This window comes from Paenibacillus sp. CAU 1782 (genome assembly GCF_054551715.1).
In genome coordinates this window covers 174,905-200,558 of record NZ_JBTOLL010000007.1, presented here as the reverse complement: position 1 = coordinate 200,558, position 25,654 = coordinate 174,905, and the positions used below count along the sequence as shown (strand labels likewise).

Annotated in this window: 17 protein-coding genes; 10 read left to right on the top strand and 7 right to left on the bottom strand. The window is 49.5% G+C overall.

What is annotated here, in order from left to right; translation table 11 throughout:
* Window positions 1–122: 122 nt before the first annotated feature.
* From ACX93W_RS16865 to ACX93W_RS16850, 4 genes are all read left to right on the top strand, one after another.
* A complete protein-coding gene (locus tag ACX93W_RS16865) occupies window positions 123–1,256 on the top strand; it encodes an MBL fold metallo-hydrolase (RefSeq protein WP_459393534.1) in 1,134 nt (377 codons plus the stop codon).
* 110 nt (window positions 1,257–1,366) lie between these two features.
* Entirely contained in the window at window positions 1,367–2,986 is a 1,620-nt protein-coding gene (locus ACX93W_RS16860; RefSeq protein ID WP_459393533.1) for an ABC-F family ATP-binding cassette domain-containing protein, read from the top strand.
* Between the two features lie 271 nt (window positions 2,987–3,257).
* Window positions 3,258–4,226, top strand: a complete 969-nt coding sequence (locus tag ACX93W_RS16855) for a cation diffusion facilitator family transporter (protein WP_459393532.1) — start codon at window positions 3,258–3,260, stop codon at window positions 4,224–4,226.
* A gap of 391 nt (window positions 4,227–4,617) precedes the next feature.
* A complete protein-coding gene (locus ACX93W_RS16850; protein WP_459393531.1) occupies window positions 4,618–5,775 on the top strand; it encodes a C40 family peptidase in 1,158 nt (385 codons plus the stop codon).
* Window positions 5,776–6,032: 257 nt separating this feature from the next.
* Here the strand turns inward: ACX93W_RS16850 and ACX93W_RS16845 are convergent, their stop codons facing one another.
* A complete protein-coding gene (locus tag ACX93W_RS16845) occupies window positions 6,033–6,770 on the bottom strand; it encodes a YqaA family protein (RefSeq protein WP_459393530.1) in 738 nt (245 codons plus the stop codon).
* Window positions 6,771–7,170: 400 nt separating this feature from the next.
* Between ACX93W_RS16845 and ACX93W_RS16840 the strand changes: the two genes are divergently transcribed.
* On the top strand, window positions 7,171–8,370 hold the full coding sequence (locus tag ACX93W_RS16840) for an MFS transporter (RefSeq protein WP_459393529.1): 1,200 nt from the start codon (window positions 7,171–7,173) through the stop codon (window positions 8,368–8,370).
* A gap of 97 nt (window positions 8,371–8,467) precedes the next feature.
* On the opposite strand, the gene ACX93W_RS16835 is transcribed toward ACX93W_RS16840, so the two are convergent.
* On the bottom strand, window positions 8,468–9,880 hold the full coding sequence (locus tag ACX93W_RS16835) for a malic enzyme-like NAD(P)-binding protein (protein WP_459393528.1): 1,413 nt from the start codon (window positions 9,878–9,880) through the stop codon (window positions 8,468–8,470).
* A gap of 135 nt (window positions 9,881–10,015) precedes the next feature.
* Window positions 10,016–11,131: an MGDG synthase family glycosyltransferase gene (locus ACX93W_RS16830; protein ID WP_459393527.1), complete on the bottom strand. Its 1,116-nt coding sequence runs from the start codon at window positions 11,129–11,131 to the stop codon at window positions 10,016–10,018.
* A 183-nt stretch (window positions 11,132–11,314) separates the two neighbouring features.
* Here ACX93W_RS16830 and kapB point away from each other — a divergent pair, with 183 nt between their 5' ends.
* A complete protein-coding gene (gene kapB, locus ACX93W_RS16825) occupies window positions 11,315–11,722 on the top strand; it encodes a sporulation phosphorelay system protein KapB (protein ID WP_459393526.1) in 408 nt (135 codons plus the stop codon).
* A 35-nt stretch (window positions 11,723–11,757) separates the two neighbouring features.
* On the opposite strand, the gene ACX93W_RS16820 is transcribed toward kapB, so the two are convergent.
* The gene (locus ACX93W_RS16820) at window positions 11,758–13,107 is read right to left on the bottom strand and encodes a stalk domain-containing protein (protein WP_459393525.1); all 1,350 of its coding nucleotides are present in this window, start codon (window positions 13,105–13,107) and stop codon (window positions 11,758–11,760) included.
* 312 nt (window positions 13,108–13,419) lie between these two features.
* Here ACX93W_RS16820 and gltB point away from each other — a divergent pair, with 312 nt between their 5' ends.
* From gltB to ACX93W_RS16805, 3 genes are all read left to right on the top strand, one after another.
* Window positions 13,420–18,024: a glutamate synthase large subunit gene (gltB, locus tag ACX93W_RS16815; RefSeq protein ID WP_459393524.1), complete on the top strand. Its 4,605-nt coding sequence runs from the start codon at window positions 13,420–13,422 to the stop codon at window positions 18,022–18,024.
* Between the two features lie 270 nt (window positions 18,025–18,294).
* Window positions 18,295–19,215, top strand: coding sequence for an ABC transporter ATP-binding protein (locus ACX93W_RS16810; RefSeq protein WP_459393523.1), 921 nt, complete (start codon window positions 18,295–18,297; stop codon window positions 19,213–19,215).
* Window positions 19,208–20,008 (top strand): ABC transporter permease, encoded by an 801-nt coding sequence (locus ACX93W_RS16805; protein WP_459393522.1) that lies wholly within the window; start codon window positions 19,208–19,210, stop codon window positions 20,006–20,008. The genes ACX93W_RS16810 and ACX93W_RS16805 overlap by 8 nt, the downstream gene beginning before the upstream one ends.
* A 192-nt stretch (window positions 20,009–20,200) precedes the next feature.
* Here the strand turns inward: ACX93W_RS16805 and ACX93W_RS16800 are convergent, their stop codons facing one another.
* The 3 genes from ACX93W_RS16800 to ACX93W_RS16790 all read right to left on the bottom strand — a co-directional run bounded on the left by ACX93W_RS16800 (window position 20,201) and on the right by ACX93W_RS16790 (window position 24,304).
* The gene (locus tag ACX93W_RS16800; RefSeq protein ID WP_459393521.1) at window positions 20,201–20,677 is read right to left on the bottom strand and encodes a bactofilin family protein; all 477 of its coding nucleotides are present in this window, start codon (window positions 20,675–20,677) and stop codon (window positions 20,201–20,203) included.
* 95 nt (window positions 20,678–20,772) lie between these two features.
* Window positions 20,773–21,957, bottom strand: a complete 1,185-nt coding sequence (locus ACX93W_RS16795; protein WP_459393520.1) for a peptidoglycan DD-metalloendopeptidase family protein — start codon at window positions 21,955–21,957, stop codon at window positions 20,773–20,775.
* Window positions 21,958–22,057: 100 nt separating this feature from the next.
* Window positions 22,058–24,304, bottom strand: a complete 2,247-nt coding sequence (locus tag ACX93W_RS16790) for an O-antigen ligase family protein (RefSeq protein WP_459393519.1) — start codon at window positions 24,302–24,304, stop codon at window positions 22,058–22,060.
* 266 nt (window positions 24,305–24,570) lie between these two features.
* Between ACX93W_RS16790 and ACX93W_RS16785 the strand changes: the two genes are divergently transcribed.
* Window positions 24,571–25,551, top strand: coding sequence for a glycosyltransferase family 2 protein (locus ACX93W_RS16785; RefSeq protein ID WP_459393518.1), 981 nt, complete (start codon window positions 24,571–24,573; stop codon window positions 25,549–25,551).
* The last annotated feature ends 103 nt before the right edge of the window (window positions 25,552–25,654 follow it).

Below are 25,654 nucleotides of genomic sequence, written 5' to 3'. Positions count from 1 at the left end.
AAGTATTCGGCGATACAGGAGAGCGGGGACAGTAAACATCCTCACAATGTCTTTATTTGCATTGCGCACTTGGATCTTGGTATCTTAATGATAAGTCAGAAGCTGCAAGGAGGAACACAGGTTTGGGCAAAAAAAGATTTGGTAATCTGAATCGGGTTGAACCACATAATTCCTACAAGCAGTTCAATCGGTGGAGACAGGAACGGATGGGCAAGCAGCGGCTTAAGGATTATTCCTACCAAGTGCCTGGCGTTGAGGCTGACAAAACGTTTTTGCACCAAAATCGAACGACGCCAACCCTGACTTGGGTGGGTCATTCCACCTTTCTGATTCAGCTGCAGGGTCAAAATATCATTACGGATCCGGTGTGGTCAAACCGGATGGCTTTTCATAAAAGGCTCGCTCCGCCGGGCATTCCGATAGAAGACGTACCGTCCATCGACGTAATTCTTATCTCTCATTCCCATTATGATCATCTCAGCATCAGCTCGATTCGCCGCTTGGCCGGAGGCAAGCAGATGCTTGTGCCAGCCGGGCTTAGCGCCAAGCTGCGGCTAAAAGGCTTCTCCAGAGTAAAAGAGCTGCATTGGTGGGAATCCGTCACGATCGGAGCGGTTAAATATACGTTTGTGCCATCGCAGCATTCGACGCGCCGAAATCCGTGGGACAGCAACAGCTCCCACTGGGGAGGCTGGATGATCGAAGCGGTGGAGCATCCCCATGGCGGGAAAGCCGCAAGCCATTCCGTTGCCGAAAAGGGCAAAACGGCCCGGAATGAATCTGCTTCCGCGGCGAGCGGAGAAGCCGCAGCGGGCTCTGAAATGGTTGCGGCTTCCGAAGAGCACAACGAGACGCAAAAGGAGCGCTGCGCGGCAAAATGCATTTATTTTGCGGGGGACAGCGGTTATTTTTCAGGCTTTAAGGATATCGGCAAACGGTTCAACGTCGATGTTGCTTTGATGCCGATAGGCGCTTACGAGCCGGAATGGTTTATGGGGCCGCAGCATGTCACGCCCGAGGACGCGCTGCGCGCTTTTAAGGATACGGGCGCTTCGTTGTTTGTGCCGATGCATTACGGCGCTTTCAAGCTGGCGGACGATACTCCCCGCGAGGCGCTGGATCGGCTTGAAGCGGAGCGCTGCCGGCTTAAATTGCCGGAGGAGAGAGTTGTCATTTTGCCGCTTGGCCATGTATGGCAGCCCGATGAAAGTTTGCATAAGCTGCAAGGGGCTGGCGTGGCAAAGCCAGAACTCTAAGAAACGCTGGACACATACTTTTTGAACAACCTCTTAAAAGGATGATTGCCCCTTCATACTGTGCTATAATAGTTCGAGAAATTATCGTAGTGAAGGACGGGATTGTAAAAATGATCAGTACAAGCGGCATTACGCTTCGATTCGGCAAGAAACCGCTGTTCGAAGATGTTAATATCAAATTTACGCCGGGCAATTGCTATGGCTTGATCGGAGCAAACGGCGCAGGAAAGTCCACTTTCCTGAAAATTTTATCCGGCGAGGTGGAGCAATCCTCCGGCGAGGTTCATATTACGCCAGGGGAGCGGCTTGCCGTTCTGAAGCAGAACCATTATGAATACGACAACTTCAAGGTGCTTGAGACGGTCATTATGGGCCACAAAAAGCTCTATGAAGTAATGAAGGAAAAGGATGCGCTGTATGCCAAAGCCGATTTTACGGATGAAGACGGCATGCGAGCGGGCGAGCTTGAAGCGGAGTTTGCCGACATGAACGGCTGGGAAGCGGAATCCGAAGCAGCGGAAATGCTGAACGGGCTTGGCATTACTACGGATATGCACGATAAATTGATGTCGGAGCTCGGCGGAAACGAGAAAGTTCGCGTTTTGCTGTCCCAAGCTTTGTTTGGCTCGCCTCATATTCTGCTGCTCGATGAGCCTACCAACCATTTGGACATCGAATCCATTCGCTGGCTGGAAGATTTTCTTTCCAAGTATGAAGGCACAGTTGTCGTGGTCAGCCATGACAGGCACTTCCTGAACACGGTTTGTACCCATATTGCCGACATCGACTTCGGAAAAATCCAGATGTATGTAGGCAACTACGACTTCTGGTACGAGTCCAGCCAATTGGCTCTGGCGCTCCACCGCTCGGAGAACAAAAAGAAAGAAGACAAAATCAAGGAACTGCAAGCGTTTATTCAACGCTTTAGCGCCAATAAATCCAAATCCAAGCAAGCGACTTCACGGAAAAAGCTGCTGGACAAAATTACGCTGGACGATATTCGTCCATCCAACCGGAAATATCCCTTTATCCTGTTCAAGGGTGAACGCGAAGCCGGCAAACAGCTGCTGCTGGTTGAAGGCTTGAGCAAATCCGTTGAGGGCGAAAAGCTGATCGATAATGTGACGCTGACGATTAACAAAGGCGACAAAGTCGCGTTTGTAGGGCCTAACGGCTTGCCTAAAACGACGTTTTTCCAACTGATTGCAGGCGAGCTTGAGCCGGATGCGGGCACTTACTCCTGGGGCGTAACGACTACGCAGGCCTATTTCCCTAAAGACAACTCCGCTTATTTTGACGGAGTGGATCTTAATCTGGTGGAGTGGCTGCGCCAATATTCCAAAGATCCGGACGAAACCTTCCTGCGCGGCTTCCTGGGCCGTATGCTGTTCTCGGGCGATGACGCCATGAAAAAAGCAAGCGTATTGTCCGGTGGCGAAAAAGTACGCTGCATGTTGTCCAAAATGATGCTGGAAGGCGCCAACGTCTTTGTCCTTGACGAGCCGACCAACCACTTGGATCTGGAATCCATTACGGCGCTCAACAACGGCCTGATTGATACGGACTGCACCATTTTGTTCACGTCCCATGACCATCAGTTTGTTCAAACGGTTGCTAACCGGATTATCGAAATTACGCCAAACGGCATTATTGACCGGATGACGACTTACGACGAATATCTGGAAAGCGCGGAGATCAAAGAGCTGCGCGAGCGCATGTACTCCGTTTAAGTTAAACCTCTATTGTTCTCAAGAGGCGCTTCATCAAGCTTTATTTCTACAAATCTAAATCTTTTTGTATGCCGGCTGCTCCTGTATGGAGCGCCGGCTTTTGTCGTGCCGGGCTTATTTCAAATCTTGAAATGCTGCGCCACGACTGCAATAAGGAGAAAGTTGGCATAGGGCGGGAATTTTTGGGCAGAAGCATTTGTGTTGCGCCAGTGCATAAAAGTGCGTATGCGGCAAACACTGTTTCTCTAGACCCACACGGGTTTGCTCGGGTATGATACCGATAGATGTTAGAAATGAATGGAACGAGCAGGAGGGCTTTACACTGGATCAGTACAATGAAATCAAACAAGGCGAAAAAGGAGCATGGGTCAGCATTGTCGCTTATCTGGCGTTATCGGCCTTAAAATTGGGAACGGGTTATTTGTACGCCTCGGAGGCGCTGGTAGCGGACGGCTTCAACAACTTAACGGACATTGCCGCATCGTTGGCCGTTTTAATCGGTCTTCGCATTTCGCAAAAGCCGCCGGATCGGGATCATCCTTACGGCCATTTTCGTGCCGAGACGATAGCAGCTTTGATTGCATCGTTTATTATGGCGACGGTAGGCCTTCAAGTTCTAATAACGGCGGGCAGCTCGCTGTTTAAGGGGACTCATTCGACGCCCCATATTCTTACCGCTATTGTGGCGTTGTTTGCGGCAGGCTGCATGCTTGCGGTTTATTGGTACAATAACCGACTGGCGAAACGGATCAACAGTATGGCTTTAAAAGCCGCCGCAAAGGACAACCTGTCCGATGCGCTCGTCAGTATCGGCGCTGCAATCGGCATTTTTGGAGCGCAGCTTGGCCTTCCTTGGCTGGACCCCGTAGCGGCATTGGCTGTAGGCTTTATTATCTGCAAAACGGCTTGGAGCATCTTCTACAGCTCGACACATGCGTTAACGGACGGTTTTGACGAAAACGAGCTTACCTCGCTCCGCGCGACGATCGCCAAAACCAATGGCGTCAAATACATCAAAGATATTAAGGCCCGCATTCACGGCAGCAATGTATTGGTGGATGTGGTGGTGCTGGTGGACGCGGATTTGTCGCTGGTGGAAGGACATCGCATCTGCGACGAAATCGAAAAGAGGATGGGCCGCAAGCATAATATTATGAATGTGCACGTCCATGTCGAGCCTCATACCGGCGAAGAATCCGGCAATTTGCCTCATGGAGCAAGCCCGGGCGGGGTTGTATAATGGGTGGTAAATGAATCCAAGCTCAAGCGACATGATGAAAAATGAGTCTAAAGTCCCGCAACCCTTATGAGAGGGTCCTCATTTTTTAGGCCGTTTCATGTACCCTTGTGTTTCAGCCTGCTCTAAGGCAAAAGAACAATATGGATATTTTCTAAAAGGCATTCCTGCTCTCGGGGATGCCTTTTATTAATTTTTTCTTAGCAAAAAAGGGTAATGCGCTGTTCCCATAAGGGACAACAGGCTTTTGGGAAAATGGGTGGATGCTGGTCGCCGGACGCCATGCCTACAATGGATGTACACGCCGATTACCGGCAATGCGGCAGGCAGCTAATCACGATTTGGTGATGACAGGCCGCACCACATTCACATCAGGGAGGCGTTATTCAGCATCATGAAAGCATCTATGAAACACAAGTTGGCGACTGCAGGCATTGCTGCAGCATTGTTATTAGGCTCTGCTCCATTTGCTCCGGCACCAAGCGCTTATGCGGCACAAAGCGCGGAAGTGGTTTGGGGCGTCAATATGCGCACCACTCCGTCTTCATCGGGTCCCATTGTCCGCATGCTTCAAAAGGGTGAAGCAATCACTGTACTTGAGTCGGCTGGAACAGGCTGGTATAAGGTCAGCGACAGTAAAGGAGCAACCGGGTATATCTCCTCCGCGTCAAAATATACGCAGCTTGGCGCTACGACGTCCAGCGGCGGGACAAGCACTGGCACATCGGGAACGGGAACTTCTGTTGGCAGCTCCGATGCCGTGGCATCGTTAACCGGCGTTATTACAAAATCGGTATCGTTCCGCAAATCCGCATCCACTAGCGGCCAGAGAATCCGTTATCTGCAAACGGGCGAAAAGGTTTCCGTTTTGTCCAAAACAAACAGCAGCTGGTACGAGGTGATGGACAGCAGCGGCGTTAAAGGTTATGTTACGACACAATCGCAATACATGACGATAGGCGGAAGCTCCAATCTGGGCAGCGGCAGTACTGCGGGAAGCGGGACAAGCGGCGGCAGCACGGACGGAGGCAGCAGCAATAGCGGAACCTCCAATGGCGGCAGTTTCGGGTCGAGCGGCAGCACTGGCGCCAGCGCAGGCAGCGCAACGGCAAGCGCGTCCGTAGAAAAAGTCATTGCGGCGGGCATGAAATATTTGGGCACGCCTTATGAATATGGTTCGGATCGCAGCAACACCAAGACATTTGATTGCTCCGACTTTACTCGCCAAGCCTTCAAGGACGCATTGGGCATTACGATTCCGGCGGATTCCCGCAAGCAAGGCGCGTATGTTAAAGAAAAAGGCAATGCTGTAACGGATATCAGCAAGCTGAAGCGCGGAGATTTGATGTTCTTCATGTCTTATAAAGGCTCATCCAAATCGGCGTACAGCGGTTTGAATAAATCGACTCAAACCATTACCCATGTCGGCATTTATTTGGGCAACGGTCAAATCCTGCATACCTATTCCAAAGCAAGCGGTGGCGTAAGAACAGACACAATCACAGGGAAGCATTGGGAATATCGTTTCCTGTTTGGCGGAAGCGCCCTGTAATACCATTTCGCTTTCATCCTTGAACTCATCTCATGATTAGGCGCGCCTCGCGGCGCGTCTTATTCATGCTTCTGTCATGGTTCTGAAAAACAAGGGAACACTATGCCAAAAAGAGGCGCAAAGCAGGAGCAAAACAGGAGCAAAACAGGGGGAAGTCGAAAAAAACGGGCATTCGTTAAGCCGCTGTTCCCCCGCGCTGGTGGCGGTTATGGAAGGAATGGCTTTACGAAGTGCCCGTTAGTTGCCTGGCTGTGTAGTTAGGATTGTACCGTGCGCTGATGTGTTGTGTCCGGGACGATGCGATCTTCGTCGGCGTCAGCAGTTGATTCAGCAGTAGAGACTTTAGAATTCTGCGAGGACTCTTGCAGCCGGAGCGATTCCTGCTGGGCGTCTTCCGCTGGAGCTTCATCGGCCAGAGCAAGTGCAGCGGCTTCTTTCTTTTTTCGGATGCGGCTTCTTACATAAAGGAATACCGCAATCAATGGAATGCTGCCGATAAAAATATAGATCGAAATGTCTTTAACCATGGAGTGGGCGGAAAGCCCGAATAAATAAAACAATATGCCTACGGTATAAAACTTGATGGCACGGCCCAAGGCGGCGTAAGCGATCAATCTCCATAATGGGAAGTTTAGACAGCCGGAAAGGATGGTAAATACTTTGAATGGGATGGGTGTAAAGGATCCGATCAAAATGGCTGCTTCACCGTTTTTCTGGAAACGGAGTGTAGCGGCGTCGATCCATTGCTTTTTCAGGAAGCGGTAAAGCACCGATTTGCCCATAATTTTGCCCAAGTAATACCCAACGGGAGTACCAAGCAAACAGGCAATATAACCTACGGTCGCAAGCCAAAGCGCATTAGATGGATTGACCGCGCTTAGCGAAACCTGCAAATAAAAGGCGGGAATAGGGAAAATGATGGCATCCAGAAAGGAGTGGATGAATAATCCCAAGGGGCCGTGATGTTTAAGAAGTTCGAGAAAGGTTTGGAACATGCACCTGGCTCCTTTTTCGTTTGACTATTCTGCTTCAGTATAACATACGTTTCACGTTCATTCATCACTAAACAATTTACATAAAGTGATCGTAATCACGGGCAACATGGAACTAAAACAGGGCTTAGTCACTATTACGGAATAGCCGCGTTATGGTTTCAAAAAGATTTATGTAATTTGGCCTATAGCCGTTCGTCGTTTATGAATAGAATGGATTGGCTTGCGAGGAATGTCATTTTTTGCTTTGCCGTCTGGCAAAAGGAGGCGTATAGTGGATAGTACGGACATGACTCGGAGCCATAGCAGTGCAGGTTCAAAAAGCGCGGTTGGACTTTTTGAACTACTTATAAAGACCGGAAAGGAGAACGTGTTGGAGTAACGGAAAGGAGTTGAGGAGTAAATGGAACCATGGAAACGCACGATGTGGATTTTATGGTTTGGCGTTTTGTTTTGCAGTGCAAGCTATACGATGTCCGTTCCTTTCCTGCCGTTGTTTCTGTACGAGCTTGGCGTGGAAAAAAGCTCGGTTAACCTGTGGGCGGGCGTGGTGCATTCATCCGCTTTTTTGGTGGGCGCGATTATGGCGCCGCTTTGGGGCATGATGGCGGACAAGTTCGGCAAGCGCAAAATGGTGATTCGGGCAGGCCTGAGCCTGGCAATTATATATGCTCTGATTTCATTTGTTCAAACGCCGTGGCAGCTTGTGGGGGTTCGCATGCTGCATGGCTTTGTCGGCGGCTTTGTGCCGGCGTCTATGTCGATTGTCGCTACGCTGGCTCCTAAGGAGAAACTTGGCTGGAGCCTGGGCGTTATGCAAGCGGGTGCGATGACGGGCGGCATCCTTGGACCGCTGTTTGGCGGCCTGCTTTCGGAAGCGTTCGGCATGCGCAGATCGTTTATCGTGGCCGGCTTTGTTATTTTTATTGCCGCGCTTGCGGTTATTTTCTGGGTCAGGGAAGGAGCCCCGCAGCAGAAAAAGGAAAAGCCGAAGGCGGAGCCAGTGACGTACCGTATGGCTTTCCGCAATCGATCCTTGGTCAGCATGCTGCTGGTGCTCGTTATGTTCCAACTTGCATTTAATATGATTCAGCCTCAGCTTTCCCTTCATATTGCCGATCTGCAGGGGGGACAAAAGGGAGCGGTCTTGTCGGCCGGCTTTGTTCTGTCGCTAATCGGCATAGCGGGAATTGTAGCGTCTCCGATCTGGGGAAGGCTCGGGGAGAAAAAAGGGTATTACCGCATTTTGGTCTTTTGCCTGTTAACCGCGGGAACGATTGTAAGCATGCAGTTTTTTGTGGAGACGTTATGGCTGTTTGCTGCGGTGCAGTTTATGTTCGGTCTGTTTATGGCCGGCGTTACGCCAATCGTCAATACGCTGATGGTGCAGGGAACGGACGAGCAATTCAGGGGAAGGTCCTTCGGACTTACCGCCAGCGCCAACCAGTTTGGTTCTATGCTGGGGCCGCTGATTGGCGGCTTGGTCGGGGTGGCGCTGGGCCTTCAATGGATCTTTGTCGCCACTGGCGTCATTATGGCTGGAATCGGGTTGGTTCTGCTCTTGAAGCGCAGAGGCATGCAGCGGGTTAGCTCGGAATCCTGATAAAAAGCCAAGGCATTAGCAAAAGCAAAAGCAAAAGCCGTTTTTCTTCCGCGCGATACGGAGGGAAAACGGCTTTTTTTGGAATAGTCTTTTCCGTTTAGGGCATGCTGCGTCTGGCGACGCCGCTTGCGCGTGCCGCCGCGATGACGCTTTGGCGGACTTCTTCCACAACCTTTGCATTAAAAACGCTGGGAATGATATAGAGGCGGCTCAGCTCCTCCGAGCTAATGACGGAAGCGATAGCTTCGGCTGCCGCCAGCTTCATCTCTTCGTTGATGACAGTAGCCCGGCTATCCAGCGCTCCGCGAAAAATGCCTGGAAAACAAAGCACGTTGTTGATCTGGTTGGGATAATCCGACCGTCCTGTTGCGAATACGGCGACGATATCCTCCGCTAGCTCGGGAGCAATTTCGGGCTCCGGATTGGCCATCGCAAACACAATCGGTTCAGCGGACATTGATTCAATATGGGCCCTGGTCAGGATGCCACCGGCAGATACGCCGATAAATACATCCGCGCCCGCTAGCGCTTCCGCCAAGCCGCCTTTCCGCCTCTCTCGGTTTGTGTTTTGGGCATACCACTGCCAGCTGTCATTATCGTAGGTTTCATCGGCGCTCAAAATGCCCATTTTGTCCACTCCAATGATATGCTGCGCTCCGCCAGCTAGCAGCATGCGGGTACAGGCGGTTCCGGCGGCGCCAATTCCGCAAATGACAATGCGGGCTTCCCTCAAGGTTCGGCCCGTCAGCTTCAAGGCATTCAGCAGGCCGGCGTAGATTACAACCGCCGTGCCGTGCTGGTCATCGTGAAAGACGGGAATATCCAACTCGGCCCGAAGACGCCGTTCGATTTCAAAGCAGCGCGGAGCGGCAATGTCTTCCAGATTGATGCCTCCAAAAGCAGGCGCCAGATGTTTAACCGCGGCAATGACTTCCTCTGTGTCTTGCGTATCCAGACATATCGGGAAAGCGTCCACATCGGCAAATTGCTTAAAAAGCATGGCTTTGCCTTCCATTACGGGCATTGCGGCATAAGGACCTATATTGCCAAGGCCCAGCACCGCGCTTCCGTCGGATACAACGGCAACGCTGTTGCGCTTGATGGTCAGCGTATGGGCTTTGGCCGGCTCTTCGGCAATCGCCCGGCAAACTCGCGCAACATCCGGCGTATAGACGCGAGACAGGTCATCGCGGTTCTGGATCGGCGTTTTGGGCTGGATCGTGATTTTCCCCCCGAGATGAAGTAGAAAGGTGCGGTCGGAAATATGCAGCAGCGCGATGCCGGGAATGGAGGCCAGCACATCGCTGAGTTTGGCCGTAGAGCCCTTAGGACCTATTTTGACCGTTAAATCCCTGATGCTCCTGTTTCTGTCCGTATGGATGACGTCAATGGCGACAATATCGCCGTCCGCTTCCTCAATCGCCGTAGCCGCGCGGCCGAATTGGGCTATTTGAGTATCGATCTCCAGCCGCAAAATAACGGTTTTTGCATCGCTCATTGAAGTTGGCATGTTTAGAAACCTCCTTAATTTGCATGCTTCCGTCTGACTTTCTATATAAGTTCCATTGTTCAACTTATATAGGTTGCCCTTGAAAAGTAAAAAATTCATTGCGACAATTTCTATTACGTCGGAAAAACAAAGCCGTTACTGCATGAGTTGCAGCACGGCTTTTGGGCATTTCATGGGGTCGTATTGATCATCGCGCTTGGCAATCAGCTCCGCCCGAAAGCGGACGGCGTTGTCTTTATCATGAATCAATTGGAACCAGCGGTCAACCGTTTCGTTGGAATCCAGCATCGCGCCGAAGCCGCTTGAGATAAAGTGCTCGCAGTTTTCCTCTTCTTGTCCGGGAATAGGTTCGTAAAACAGCATCGGCAGCCCTTTGCTCATGCCTTCCGTAACGGTCATGCCTCCCGGCTTGGTCACCAGCAAATCGGCGGCATCCATCAGCTTATGCACTTCTCTTGTAAATCCCATAATGACGATATTGGGATGCTGGAAAATGGGGTCTGCCATCATTTTTTCACGCATGGGCTCATTGGATCCGACGCAAAAAACGATTTGCGTAGTCTCCCGCCATCTGGTCATATAGGAGAGGGCGTTATCTTCATACATCAGGCCCCAGCCCCCGCCCATAACGAGAACGGTCGGCATTTGCTTCAGCTTGAGGTCTTCACGCGCCGATTCCTTATCCTGGGCTACCCAGAAATTAGGGTGGATCGGAATGCCGGTTACCTCAATGCGTTCTTTATTTACCCCCTTGTCGATTAGCCGCTGCTTGACGACGGGCGATGATACCAGGTAGCGATCGATCTCGGGGTTAACCCAGGAGCCGTGCGCATCATAATCGGTAATCACCGTATATATAGGTATTTCCAATCCCAGCCGCTTCATTCTGCTGACCACGGTATTGGGTACAGGGTGGGTGGAAATAATCAGGTCGGGCTTTAGCTGGGCGACGACTTGTGCCGTGTGTGTATAAAAGACGCGGTGCAGCGCAAGCTGAATAAGACGGCTTAGCGGTTTTTTATAATTGCTGCGGTACATCATACCAACCACTCGCGGCTGTCTGCTCACGGTTTTGCGATAGGCGGATACGATGAGAGGCCCCATAACCGGGTTCAGAAATTTTCCCAGTTCGATGACTCTTGCTGATATCTCGGGATGCAGCTGTTTCAAGCCCGCTACGAGCGCATGAGCTGCCTGGGTATGGCCTGAGCCGAACCCTTCGGATAGCAGCAGCACTCTTTTTTTGCGCATAAACTCACCTACTTTTCTATTTCCATATTACTTCGCATGTCAGGCTAATACAAGCATCGATATGCGGGGTTGCCAAGAAATAGTCTCTCCTTTACAGTAAACACATACCAGTCGGTAAGCGGGCATTCCAAAAGTCCGAATTTCGATTAGCGTACCCCTCAAAAATAAAGGAGCAGAGAAAGGATGGGTTTTATGACCGAGCTGTATTCTGGGGAAAATGCCCCTCAAATAGGAGACAAAGTAAAAGTGAAGGTTCGTTCCGGCCATTATGCCGGCGAAATCGCGGAACTGCATGGTCCGCGGGCCGTTGTTACGATATTGGCGGTGTTGAAGCACCCGGAGCAGGGGGATCTTCATCATCCATACAATCCGGATGTCCCCATGTTCCATGAACGCCGGGCATTAAGCTATACCGAAAAAACGACAGTGCTGGTTAGGGAGCTTGCTCCTTACAGAGCAGAGCTCCCGGCGTACAACGATTCGTTGCGGGAGGCGGTTGAGGCGGAATTAAACGGTTTGGACCGCTTGAACCGTTGGAGCGGCAAATCGCTTGAGATTATGGAGCAGCTTAAGAAGGAATACAAGCTATAGCTGAAAACAGGGCTTTTTGAACAAACGTTATCGCTTTACGGATTAATGAAAGCAGCCTTCAGCGATGCGCGGTACACGACCTGAAAACCAAGCCCTTCGGACAAAGCTGCAAGCGGTACATACGTTTTCTTTTCGCCCGGGAATTGCTCTAGGTATGCGGGTTCTGCATTTAACGGAACTTTCTTGCCGTCTACGATTATGGTGGATGCTCCGATGGTGATGGAAACGGTGCGTCCGCCCGTGCTGATCGTAGCGGTGGATGACTTGGCATCCCATTTCAAATCGGCGCCCAAGGCTTCGATAACGGTGCTGAGCGCAAGGAAGGTGCGGCCTTGCTTAATGAGAGGATCGTATTTCGTTACGACCTCTTTGCCTCCCACCACGACTGAAATCGGGACGCCGCTTTTGCGCGGCTGCAAGGTGGCGTAGCTGCCCCAAACCGCCGTTGCATAGGCTTTGCCCAACTCCGCGTAGCCTTTTTCCGTCGGATGGATATCGGGCTCCGGTTTGCCGTCAGCGCCTGTCGCGCTAATGGACGTAAAGCCCAAAATATTTTTTTCGATGGCGGAAGCCGCATCTGCAATAGAGATGTTTACGCCTTGCGCCTTCAAGTCTTTTACGACGGATGAAACCTCGCTGTTCAGCTTTGCCTGGCCTTCTTTCAGGAACAGTGCGGTCGACTGGTCAATCAGATAGGTGACCGTGTCGTTAAACGTTAGAAACGGGACGGGCAAATATTGATTGGCTACAACGATTTCCGCATTGGGCTGCAGCGTATGTACGGTATTCAGAATGCCGTTCAGCTCGCTTTTGTAGCTTTGAATCCGTTGATCGATGTCCTGCTGGAGAGCGTTCTTTTTGTCGGCGCTTAAATCTTTAAATGGGGTAGATGCATCCAAAGCCTCCACCATCGCCAGAAAATCGTTTCCTCCAATGGATACAAGCACGAGATCGGCTTCCGTCAAATCCTCTTTTAAAGCAGCGGAACGTGCCAAAATAGCGCTTGCTCTGGGATCGACGACATCAGGCTGAATGCCGGCGACCGTGGAGGTTTTACCTTGCGCTGCTTCGCTCAGCCATTTGTTCAGCGGGCCCGTGCGCAGTCCCAATATGCCGTAGTTGTCATAGTTAGCCCGGTAACCTCTGATCAGCGCCTGTTCGTAAACATGCTCGGCAAAGCCGTAAGGTACGGAATCCGCGGTAAAGCCCTTCTGATAACCAGCAGCCAAGGAATCTCCCAAAACAACAATATCGTAATTTTGTCCCGGCGCTGGTGCTTTTGCGGCATTGGATGCTCCGTACACCGCGCTTGTTGTCAGGAGACACGCGGCAGCGATCATAACAACTCCCGCTTTTTTGAGCGTTTTCCTCAAATTGCTATACAATGAGTCCACATCCTTCTGTTAAAATGATGATAATACGAACAAATCGCCCCTCGCCTCTTGTCACAATAATACAAATAAAAATACAAATACTAAATTGATTCCCATTTGCCCGGATGTTAAAATCATATAATAATCGCTAGGCAACGGTCTATGGCAAGGGGAGTGGCAAGGAAGCAGGCTGGTGAGCCTGACCACTACCATTCTATGATAATTTCAGCCAAAAATGAAGCCAAATGAAGTGATCAAGCCAGGGCTTTGCCCGAATTTGCTATTGCTTGCCCAAAAATCTTCTGATAGAGAGGTTGCGCAGAAATGAAAGAACATATTTTGGGATTGCCTCCTAAGCAAGGACTTTATGATCCGCAGTTCGAGAAAGACGCGTGCGGAATGGGCTTTGTAGCCAGCATTAAAGGGGTTAAGTCCCATAAGGTCATTAGCCAGGCGCTTCATTTGCTGGAGAATATGGAGCATCGGGGCGGACAGGGAAGCGAGCCGAATACGGGCGATGGAGCCGGTATTTTGCTGCAGATTCCGCATGACTTTTTTACCGCAGAACTTCGCAAGCAGGAAATCCAGCTGCCGGAACCGGGACAATATGCCGTCGGCATGATTTTTCTGCCGCAGGACGAGTCTGCGCGCGCCGCGATCGAGCGCGAGCTGGAAAGCATTATTGAAGAAGAGAAGCAGACGTTGATCGGCTGGCGCACTGTGCCTACGGACGACAGCAAGCTGGGCAAATCCGCCCTGTCTGTCAAGCCTTTTGTCCGCCAGATTTTTATCGGCCGCAATGCCGAGTTGAAGGACATCTTGTCCTTTGAGCGCAAGCTGTACGTGATCCGCAAACGCGCGGAGCTGTCCATTCGCTTTGCCGGCAAGGAAGGCGGGAACATGTTTTATTTCCCAAGCCTGTCCTCCAAAAAAATCGTCTACAAAGGCATGTTGACTACGGAGCAGGTCCGTTCTTTTTACAAGGAATTGAACGATGAAACGGTAGTTTCTGCTATTGCTTTAGTGCATTCCCGTTTTAGCACAAACACGTTTCCAAGCTGGGAGCGGGCGCATCCGTTCCACTATTTGATCCACAACGGGGAGATCAACACGCTCCGCGGCAATGTGAACTGGATGCATGCGCGCCAAACATTGTTCCAAAGTGAACTGTTCGGCGAGGATCTTCATAAAATCAAACCTATTATTAATCCGGACGGCTCCGATACGGCGATGTTCGACAATACGCTGGAGTTTATGTATCTGGCGGGTCGTTCCCTGCCTCACGCCGCAATGATGATGGTGCCGGAGCCTTGGTCCAACCATGAAAGCATGGACGACGAGCGCAAAGCATTTTACGAATACCACAGCACGCTGATGGAGCCGTGGGACGGACCGGCGGCAATGGGCTTTACCGACGGCACGCAGATCGGCGCTATGCTGGACCGGAACGGCTTGCGTCCTGCTCGTTATTACGTGACGAAGGACGATCATATCATTCTGGGTTCTGAAGCAGGCGTTGTGGAAATTCCAGCCGAAGATATCCTTTACAAGGATCGTCTGCGTCCGGGCCGGATGCTGCTTGTTGATACGGAGCAAGGACGGATTATCTCCGATGAGGAGGTTAAGGCGGCGATCGCTTCGGAGCAGCCATATCGGGAATGGCTGAACGAGCACTTGGTAGATCTGGAGGATCTGCCGGAAGCGCCGGAATTGCCGGGGCCAAGCCATGAAACCATTCAGAGCCGCCAGCAGGCGTTTGGTTATACGTTCGAGGATCTGCGCAAAATATTGGAGCCGATGGCGATTGGCGGCCTGGAGCCGCTAGCTTCCATGGGGTATGACGCGCCTCTTGCCGTATTGTCCGAGCGGCCTCAACGGCTGTACAACTATTTCAAACAATTGTTCGCGCAGGTAACCAATCCGCCAATCGATGCGATTCGCGAGGAGATTATTACGGCTACGGGAACAACGATTGGACCGGAGCGCAACCTGCTGAACCCTGAGCCGGAAAGCTGCCGCCATATCAAGCTGGATACACCTATCCTGTCCAACGAGCAATTTGCGAAGCTGCGCCATGTGCGCCGCGAAGGCTTTAAGGCAATTACGCTGCCGATTTTCTTCCCTTCGAACAAGGGCGAGGAAGGTCTGCGCAACGCGCTGACGGAAATGTGCGAAGCAGCGGATCGCGTAATTGCCAGAGGACATAACCTGCTGATTCTGTCGGATCGTGGAGTCGACAAGGAAAATGCCGCTATTCCGGCATTGCTTGCTGTTTCCGCCCTGCATCACCATTTGATCCGTCAGGGCACGCGGACCAAAGTAGCACTGCTGCTGGAATCCGGCGAGCCGCGCGAGGTGCATCATTTTGCGCTGCTGCTTGGTTATGGCGTCAACGCTGTCAACCCTTATCTGGCGTTTGAAAGCCTGGACGACATGATAACTCAAGGCATGCTGCGCGGCGTTTCGCATGAAAAAGCCGTTAAAAACTATATTAAAGGCGCCACCAAAGGCGTTGTCAAAGTATTGTCTAAAATGGGCATTTCCACGATCCAGTCGTATCGCGGCGCGCAAATTTTTGAAGCGCTGGGACTTCGCGAGGACGTTATTAATCAATATTTCACTTGGACGCCATCCCGTATCGGAGGCATTGGTCTGGATGTGATCGCGGAGGAAACGCTGAAGCATCACAACCGTGCTTTTGCCGATCAAGAAGGCGGAGAAAAAGAGCTGGATTCCGGCGGCGATTATCAATGGCGCAAAGACGGCGAGGATCATCTGTTTACGCCGCAAACCATTCACACGCTGCAGATGGCCAGCCGCTCCAACGACTACAAGCTGTACAAGAAGTTTTCGGAGCTGGTGCAGGGCGAGAACAAGCGCCATCTGACGCTTCGCTCGCTGCTTGAATTCAAGAAAAACGAGACATCGGTTCCGCTGGACGAAGTAGAGTCGGTAGAATCCATTGTTGCGCGTTTTAAAACAGGCGCTATGTCTTTTGGTTCTATCAGCAAGGAAGCGCATGAAAGCCTCGCGATTGCGATGAACCGCTTGGGCGGCAAGTCCAACACGGGCGAAGGCGGCGAAGACCCTGCACGCTTCATACCGGATGAAAACGGCGATCTGCGCCGAAGCGCGATCAAGCAGGTAGCTTCCGGACGTTTTGGCGTAACCAGCCACTATCTGGTCAACGCCGACGAGATTCAGATCAAAATGGCTCAAGGCGCAAAACCTGGCGAAGGCGGACAATTGCCCGGCCTGAAGGTTTATCCTTGGGTAGCAGAGGTACGGGGCTCTACGCCGGGCGTTGGCTTGATCTCGCCGCCTCCGCATCATGATATCTATTCCATCGAGGATTTGGCCGAGCTGATCCACGATTTGAAAAACGCGAATCCTCGCGCACGTATTAACGTTAAGCTGGTTTCCGAGGTTGGCGTAGGCACGATTGCAGCCGGCGTAGCCAAAGGACGCGCCGATGTCATCATGGTCAGCGGCTATGATGGAGGCACAGGCGCATCGCCTATCGGCTCCATCCGCCATGCGGGCTTGCCATGGGAGCTTGGTCTTGCGGAGACGCATCAGACGTTGATGCTGAATAATCTGCGCGACCGCGTTGTAATCGAGACGGACGGCAAAATGATGAACGGCCGCGACGTTGCGATCGCCATCTTGCTGGGCGCCGAGGAATATGGCTTCTCCACAGCTCCGCTGATCGTATTGGGCTGCGTCATGATGCGCGTATGTCATCTGGATACTTGTCCGGTTGGCGTTGCTACGCAAAATCCGGAGCTGCGCAAGAAATTTATGGGTGATCCTGCCCATGTTGTCAATTACTTGCGTTTTATTGCGGAAGAACTTCGTGAAATTATGGCTGAGCTTGGTTTCCGCACCATTCAGGAAATGGTGGGCCGCGTAGACCGTCTGGAAACCAAAGAACTGATTCAGCATTATAAAGCAAAAGGACTTGATCTGTCTGGCATTCTGTATGAAGCTCAGGTTGAGGAAGGCGCATCGCGCTTCAATATCCAGGAGCAAAATCACGGTTTGGAATTGTCGCTGGATATGCAGCATCTGGTTCCTAGCGCTCAGCCGGCGCTGCAGAGCGGCGAAAGTGTACGCGGCACGTTCCCTATTTTGAATACAAACCGTGTTGTCGGCACCATTCTTGGCTCCGAGGTGACTACCCGTTACGGAGCGCAGGGATTGCCGGAAGACACGATCTGGTATCACTTTATCGGAACGGCAGGCCAAAGCTTCGGCGCATTTGTGCCAAAAGGCATTACCTTGTCAGTGGAAGGCGACTCCAATGACTACTTCGGCAAAGGCTTGTCGGGCGGCAAGATCATCGTAGCTCCATCGCCTAAAGCAACCTTTGTTGCAGAAGAAAACGTCATAATCGGCAATACGGCTCTGTATGGCGCTACCAGCGGCCAGGCTTATATCCGCGGTATTGCCGGCGAACGCTTTGCGGTACGGAACAGCGGCGCTAAAGTCGTTGTTGAAGGCGTAGGCGATCATGGCTGCGAATATATGACAGGCGGCCGCGTAGTCATCTTGGGCGGCACGGGCCGGAACTTCGGCGCGGGTATGTCGGGCGGCGTTGCTTACGTCTATGACGAAAACGGCGATTTCTACAATCATTGCAATTTGGAAATGGTGCTGCTGGAACGTGTCGAAGAAGCAGATGACATTGCCGAGCTGCGCGGTATGATGGAGAATCATATCCAGTATACAGAGAGCGCGATTGCATCCCGCCTGCTGGGAGATTGGGAGAATTCCTTGTCCAAGTTTGTAAAGGTTATTCCTAAGGACTACAAAAAAATGCTGGAGCAAATTCGCAAAGCGGAAGATTCCGGTCTTCAAGGCGGAGACGCTTTGTTGGCGGCATTCGAAGCCAACAAACGCGAGCTTGCGCGTACCGGCAACAAATAAGCTTTACATGGGAACTCCGCAGCCAGGCTACCTGCCTTGCTGCGGAGTTTTATTTTAAGTGCATACATGTATATATTGCATGATGCAGTCTATACTTGATTGCAAAACGCGATTTGCCATGCCAGATTGTGGCGGACATTGCGGTACAACGGTTGTAACACTTTTGTAAAATGGAAACTCTTCTGCTACCCTTTAAAGATTGTTGCGTATATAATGGAGGTATTGCGGCTGGATGGGAATAATAACCAATACATAAGGGAGGAAGCATCAATGGAGCAGCCAATAGTTCGGTTGCAGAATCTAACAAAAGTAATTGGCAAAAGAACGATTATTGATAATCTTTCGCTTGATGTGCCCCGTGGGCAGGTTTTTGGTTTTCTGGGTCCTAATGGATCGGGTAAAACCACTACAATTAGGATGATGGTGGGGCTTATTTCTATCACCTCCGGTGAAATCTTCATAAACGGACTAAGCGTCAAACAAAACTTTGAGCAAGCGATCCGTCAGGTCGGGGCGATCGTCGAGAACCCCGAAATGTACAAATATTTAACTGGCTGGCAAAACTTGATTCACTTTGCCCGCATGATTCCAGGCGTAACCGAACACCGTGTCAAGGAAGTTGTACATATGGTAGGGCTGGACGGACGTATTCACGACAAGGTCAAAACCTATTCGTTAGGCATGAGACAACGGCTAGGCGTCGCGCAAGCGATGCTGCACAAGCCTGGACTTCTCATTCTGGACGAACCAACCAACGGCCTTGATCCAGCAGGCATCCGGGAGCTCCGCGACTATTTGCGGAAACTGGCGAAGGAAGAAAACATTACGGTTTTTGTTTCCTCTCATTTGCTTTCGGAAATGGAATTAATGTGCGATCAAGTCGCTATTATTCAGAATGGCAAGCTTATTGATCTTCGGACCCTGGAGAATGGTCCAAAAGGGGATCAGGCTATGCGCGTATTGTTTGAGGTAAATACGGAGCAAGGCGCACATGCTGCTTTGGCCGCCAGGGGCAAACAGGCTGAAATGGTGGCGCCTGGAGTGATTGCCGTTTTTGCGCAACGCGAGGAAGTTGCAGAAGCAAATGAAATCCTGGTTTCGTCGGGCATCAGGGTTTATGGAATCCGCGAACAGATCAAAACGCTTGAGGATCAATTCCTTGAAATTACAGGAGGCGAGCGACGTGCTTGATTTTATGAATCTCGTCCGGAATGAAAACATGAAGATATATAGGCGTCCCCGCACTTATGTCATGGGTGGCCTCATGGTGGGTCTGGTATTAATCGCCTCATTGATCACGCTGGCTTTTAGCGGGCGCGATACCTCCATGTGGGACGTTGCTTTTTTTGAATCTATGTTGATGAGCGGTTTGGTAACCATTTTTGTCGTTATTGTTGCTGCGGCATCCGTTGCCGAGGAGTTTTCCGGAGGCACGATCAAGCTATTGCTCATACGGCCGTGGTCGCGTTCCAAAATATTGCTGTCCAAATATATCGCCGTTTTTCTATACGCCTTGTTGATGACGGTATTAATGTTTGCATCAATCGTGCTTATTAACTGGCTGGTATTCGGAATTGGCAATTCCGGTATTGAAGTAGCCATGATGCCTGACACATCAGGAGGCGAAGTATTTCTTTATTTTCTGAAGTTTTATGGGCTGAAGTTTATCGGAACAATTATGACGCTTACGATAGCTTTTATGCTCTCGTCCATTTTCCGCAGCAGCTTATTGGCCGTGGGCATTGCCTTGTTCCAGATTCTGATCGTCAATAATATGGCATCGCTCGTTATGTTCCTGAAACAAAAATGGGTGGATTATGTATTGTTTATTCATCTTGATCTTACCCAATATCTGTCGGAGAGCGGAGCAGGCATCAGACCTGGAATGACGCTCGGCTTTTCGTTAGGCGTGCTTGCCGTATATTACGCCCTGTTTATGGCGTTGTCATGGCTAGTATTTACGAAACGGGATGTAGCCAACTAATGCCGTTCAGTCCCGACATTTCTCTATTAAGAAGGACCTCAGTCTCCACTTAAAAGTGGAAATTGAGGTCCTTTTCATGTGAAGCAGGAGCGTCCCTATCATGTCAAAAGTCTTTGGGATGTCCGTTTCTTTGGAGGTACTTGATATCGGGACGTTGCTGATTATGCCTAGATTATGTCTAAACCTAAGCCGTTAACCGGCTTGTCGTGATTTGATGCGGTTTTCTTCGGTTCCGCCCTCCGGTTTGGGAGCATTTTTCCCGTTTGTGCCTTGGGAAGATGTAGCATCTGCCGATTGGCGCGATTTACCGCTTTCTGGCTGCGTATTCTGGCTTTCCGTTCGGCAATGGCCGTTAACCATTCCACCATCCTGGATAACCAGGGAAGCGGCCGAGACATTGCCGGTTAGATGTCCGGAAGAAGTAATGATCAGTCGGCCTTTTGCTGTAATATCCCCATATAGCTTGCCGGCTAAGGTAATATCTCTCGCTTCGACGGCAGAACGGACTATGCCGCATTCGCCGATAATGACATCTCCATGGCAAGTGATATCGCCGCGGCATTCACCTTCAATGCGCAAATTGCCTTCGCTCATCAGCTTGCCTTCAACAATCGTGCCTTGGCCAATCAGTGTGTCGGCAGCGATTAAGCGTTTGTTATCCTTGAACATAAACCTTTCCTCCTTTTAGAGGTTGTTCAAAAAGTCCACCTTCCAAGAAGCATGTCTAGCTGCATTTGAACTCCCGTTTTGACAGTCAACAGCTGTTATTTTCTTTGTAGGTAGCCTAGCGGATTTACAGGTTCGCTGCTTTGCATGATTTGAAAGTGAAGATGAGCCCCTGTGCTGCGGCCGCTTGAGCCAATGGTTCCGATTTTTTCGCCGCGAACGACGGTATCCCCTTTAACGGCCACGATACTTTGCAGGTGCATGTATAACGTTTGCAGGCCGCCCAGATGGTCGATTGCGACGTAATTGCCGAACTGCGTATCATAACCGGTAGATGAAACGGTGCCGTCCGCTGCGCTGAAGACTGCGTCTCCGCTTTTGCCATTGATGTCGATGCCTGCATGAAAGGTAGCTCGGCCGGTAAAGGGGTCTTTCCGGTAGCCAAAGCCTGATGTCAGCTGCCTGGAGTTGGCAGGCCAATAGGAAGGATACGCATCGACGGTTGTTCTTTTCTGCTGTGCCTGCAAGAGGGTTTGTGCCATGGATATTTCCATGGAGTCCACCATTTCTCCGAGGGTTGCAAAATCCAGCCCCGTTTGTCGGGCAAGCGATGCCATTTGATTTAGACTGGGGTCATAAAAGGAAGACGTCGATTCAGTCCGGGTTGTCTGTAGCCGCGATCCATTGGAATGTCTGCTAGCCGAAGATGCATTTCCAACAGTAGAAGATGAATCTTCTGCAGGAGAGAAAATAGCTTCCGGTGCAACTGCGACTTGTGGGCGTCTGGAGCTCATGCTTAAAGGCACGATTGTTTTTGCGCGAGCCTCGTAGCCAAGCTTTGAACTACTTGATGATTTGGAAGCGGTGTTTTCTTCGCCGTCAATACTTGGAGTAGAGCTGCCATAGGTTTCAATAAAAAGCTTAAGCTTTTGCTCCAGCTCCTGCAGCTCTTCAACTTTTTTCCTCATTTCCTGCGACTGGCGCGACAAATCCAATATTTCCTGCTGAAGCATGACGATTTCATCATCTTTTGTATCGACTACTCCATTTAATCCGGTCATTTTTGTTGTGAAATAGGCAGACTGATCGGCCAGCTCCTGCTCCAGCGTTTTCAGTTCCAGCGCGGCTTTTATCTGAAGTCCGGCAATCGTGCCCGTTACGGCCAGTATGGCCGCAAGGGGCATTGCTACAACAGATCGCTTCGAAACGGTAAACTGCTTGGCGGATTTGTCAGCGCCGCGCATGACCACAAATGACCATGCAGGTCTTCGCGCATCTTTCACGGGTTAGCTCCTTCCGGCCGGCTTAATACTATTGCAGAACGTCCTATGACTATTTATTCTTGGAAGCTATAAAACATGCCAAAAAAGTTTAAGTCACTTCCTATTCAAGCGATCCCAGAATGGCACTCATAGGTTCAGTAATTGCGAAGTTCCGGCCTTGCTGCTGCTCGGGCGGCAGCGTTGCTAGCAAATCCAATCGACGCTGAATTTCGGCGCTTATTTCAAGAATTCGGGTTTTATAGGCATTGGCCTTATCCGTATTCTGATCTGTTAAAGCCTCGGTATGAGCTTGGTCATAACTAATCATTGCCGTTTCATAAAAGGTGATGTCCCACGGAAACTTAATCAACGTTTCATCGACAACCGACAGCAGCTGCTCAGTTGCTTTGCTTTTCTGAAGAAGCTGTATTTTGTGCACAAACAATCCGCGGCTATAGGGATCGGAGGTTAACGCCTGATCAATTGCATCGGCTGCAAGCACAAGCAAGCCTGAGTCTGTATTCTGATCATATCCTTGCAGCAGCCAATTTGCTTTCATGACGGAGTAGGCGGATTGGCTCGGCGCCAAAGATATCGACTTGTCCAGGCTTGTAATTAATTCAGAAAAATTGGCTTGCTGCTGCGCTGCTTTCTGAAGAGTTTTATCATAATTGGCTAAAGCGCGATTGTTTTGAATCGTAACAAACAGTAATACAACCGTCATTACAGCTATTGCGCCGGGATAAATCATCTGCTGCCATGGTTTTTGCGTCAGCGCATTGAAACGAGTAATGGCCAGTTTAGAGGCATATGGGGCAAGCATGCAACCAAGAGAAACAAACACCAGCGCTCCGATATAAACGTAGCTCATATCAAAATCAATGGCGCTGTGAAGCAACAACGAAACGGACATGATAAAAAACACGAAATGGCTGCCTCGCAGCTCCGGATGGCGGATATGGGATCGGATATATAGGAAGTAGATATATCCTAAAAGAGCCAAAAGCGCAATCAAGCCAATCCAACCCACCTCAACTAGCACTTGAATGTAAAAGCTGTGGGCTTGGCGGCTTTCATAAGGGTTATTCTGGTATTGTTCGTACATGGCCTGCCATGCACCGCCGCCTGCGCCTAGCATAGGATAGTCGCTGGCAGCGCTCAGCCCGTCTTTATAGAATGTTATCCGCTCCAGCACACTGTGCTGCTGGAAATTGATATTGGCTACTCGATCTGCAAGCTGCTCGGGCAGCAAGCTTCTTACAGCCGGGCTTCCAATAAGCAAAGCGGCCCCAGCTACACCAGCAACTACAATCAAAGCCGGCATAAAAATTGTTGAAAGCTTGCGTGAAGAAAGCTTTTCCAGTTTGCGTTCTACCCATTTTTCGAGCTTCGCATGATAAAGCCAGATTGCCGCGGTTGTAATGGCTGAGGCCAACAACAGCAATCCCCAGCTTTGCAATGGCAGCGCCGAGAATAGGGAGACAGGACTAGGGGCCTTTTCGGATGTTGGTTGAACCAAAACGGCAATAGCTGCCGTATTCGAAGATATTTTACCCAATACAAGCATAGTGACGCCTACAGAAACAACCATATATAAGACATAGGCAATTTGTTTGGACAAACGTAAAAAAGGCAAAACCAGCAAAACAATTACAGGAATAACAACAATGGCGCCTCGAGAATAAGTCAGCATAAAAGAAAGCCAAATGGGAACAAGCCATGCGGCAGATGCCAAGCGTATGGAGGTTTTCGTCCCGTGTACCGCGTAATAGACAGCAGCAAGAAAAAGAGCAATCAAATAACCCGCATATGTATTGGAATATTGGAAAACAGAGGTTAAACGATAGCCGTCATGCGCTAGCCAGAGAGCATCCTGATAATAGTATTGGCCAAATAGATTTAACAAGCCGAACAAAACTATAATGCCGCCCGAAAGCATCATGCCGGCTTCAATGAGGCTGCGTGTGCTTTGCCATTGTGCGGCATAAAGCCCAACAAGCAACAGCCCGCAAAAGGCTGCGTATACGAGAGTCATATAGACCGCGTAATAGTCGGATACCGCCTGCAAGGAAGAAATCCAATAAATTACTGGAAACAAGGGGACAAGAATCGACAATATGCCGACATGGCTATCCAGTTTCCATTTGCGCAGCAGATAAAAGACAGAAATCAACAACAGCGCAAAAATGTAAAACAAACCGTTGTTTATCGTTTTCTCGAAGCTAATCTGGTATCCGTTAAACATAGCCCGGTTATAGGGGAAAACAACGAAAAAGAGAGCAATAGCAAATGCTCCTAGCCACCATATCAGCGGAATGTCAGAATAACCGTTGCTCCTGCCATTTGCCGAATGTTTATTTACTGCCATTTTTATGTACTCCTATCTGTATGGTTTCTAGTGATTTCAAGTGCTGTACCTTTATGTATTTTATCAAAAGGGGGGGAGGAAAGCTATTGGAGAAGGGCGTGAAGGATGTTCTTTTGTTCTTAAAGTGGTATTATGGAGATAAACGTAAATTGACGGTAAATGTCGGTTTTATTAAAGAAACTTATTTATAGTATAGGCAAAGACGATGAAACGTCTCGCGACTTAATTTCCATCATTAACCAAAAGATTTACAGTGGGAGAATCATATGGATACAACAGTTGTCATTCCTAATTATAATGGTGAAAAGTATATTGAGATTTGTATTGATAAAGCACTATTACAAATAGAAGATGAATCAAAAATCATTGTCATAGATAACAATTCAAATGACAACAGCGTTAAAATTATAAAGAAAAAGTATCAAGATATTATTGTAGTTGTTAACGATAAAAATATGGGGTTTTCATACGCAGTAAATCAAGGAATTAAACTCTCTAAAACTAAATATGTTTTACTTCTTAATAATGATGCTTTTATTTTGCCAGATTTCATTTTGAATATGGAAAAATGTATAGAATCTGACCCACTCATTTTTTCAGTTTCCTCGCTAATGTTGAATCATGAAAATCGTGATATCGTAGATAACGCTGGGGACCAGCTTACCTTGTTAGGATGGGCTTTTAAAACAGGGGATGGTGATACTAAGTATAATTATATGCATCAACGTGTTGTTTTTAGTTCATGCGCAGGTGCAGCTTTGTATAGAGTAAGTACTTTTGACGTAATAGGATATTTTGATGAAACATTTTTTGCTTATTTAGAAGATGTGGATATAGGCTTTAGAGCAAACATAAAGGGCTTTAAAAATGTCTTTTGTCCGACCGCTGAAGTTCTTCACATAGGTAGCGCAACAAGTGGTGGAGAAAAGTATAACCATTTTAAAGTGAATATATCCGCCAGAAACAATGTCTTGCTTCTATATAAAAACCTACCTCTTTTATTTCTTTTAGTGCTTTTACCTATCTTCCTATTAGGAATAATCATAAAAATGATGTTTTTTTTAAGGAAGGGATACTTAAAAAGTTATTTGAACGGTTTTTTTGCGGGCATTCGATTGCTTCCGGAAGCGGACAACCGACCCATGAAAAAAAGAGAGTTGATTTACTATTGCAAGATAGTAAAAATGATGTTCATTTCATCATTTAACTATGTAATGTCGTTTATAAAAAAAGTAAGTCGCAAATAAGTGGTAATGATACCGCCAGTGTTTATATTTTAAGCAAAAGAGAGATGAATAATAGAAATGTACTTAATAACCACTATAAAAAGTATAGTATCAAACCAGTATT

What these genes read in the sequence shown, in the direction of transcription:
- ACX93W_RS16860 (WP_459393533.1), top strand. Translation starts at nt 1,367, where the DNA reads ATGATCAGTACAAGCGGCATTACGCTTCGATTCGGCAAGAAACCGCTG.
- ACX93W_RS16855 (WP_459393532.1), top strand. Translation starts at nt 3,258, where the DNA reads ATGATACCGATAGATGTTAGAAATGAATGGAACGAGCAGGAGGGCTTT.
- ACX93W_RS16850 (WP_459393531.1), top strand. Translation starts at nt 4,618, where the DNA reads ATGAAAGCATCTATGAAACACAAGTTGGCGACTGCAGGCATTGCTGCA.
- ACX93W_RS16845 (WP_459393530.1), bottom strand. Translation starts at nt 6,770, where the DNA reads ATGTTCCAAACCTTTCTCGAACTTCTTAAACATCACGGCCCCTTGGGA.
- ACX93W_RS16840 (WP_459393529.1), top strand. Translation starts at nt 7,171, where the DNA reads ATGGAACCATGGAAACGCACGATGTGGATTTTATGGTTTGGCGTTTTG.
- ACX93W_RS16835 (WP_459393528.1), bottom strand. Translation starts at nt 9,880, where the DNA reads ATGCCAACTTCAATGAGCGATGCAAAAACCGTTATTTTGCGGCTGGAG.
- ACX93W_RS16830 (WP_459393527.1), bottom strand. Translation starts at nt 11,131, where the DNA reads ATGCGCAAAAAAAGAGTGCTGCTGCTATCCGAAGGGTTCGGCTCAGGC.
- kapB (WP_459393526.1), top strand. Translation starts at nt 11,315, where the DNA reads ATGGGTTTTATGACCGAGCTGTATTCTGGGGAAAATGCCCCTCAAATA.
- gltB (WP_459393524.1), top strand. Translation starts at nt 13,420, where the DNA reads ATGAAAGAACATATTTTGGGATTGCCTCCTAAGCAAGGACTTTATGAT.
- ACX93W_RS16810 (WP_459393523.1), top strand. Translation starts at nt 18,295, where the DNA reads ATGGAGCAGCCAATAGTTCGGTTGCAGAATCTAACAAAAGTAATTGGC.
- ACX93W_RS16800 (WP_459393521.1), bottom strand. Translation starts at nt 20,677, where the DNA reads ATGTTCAAGGATAACAAACGCTTAATCGCTGCCGACACACTGATTGGC.
- ACX93W_RS16790 (WP_459393519.1), bottom strand. Translation starts at nt 24,304, where the DNA reads ATGGCAGTAAATAAACATTCGGCAAATGGCAGGAGCAACGGTTATTCT.
- ACX93W_RS16785 (WP_459393518.1), top strand. Translation starts at nt 24,571, where the DNA reads ATGGATACAACAGTTGTCATTCCTAATTATAATGGTGAAAAGTATATT.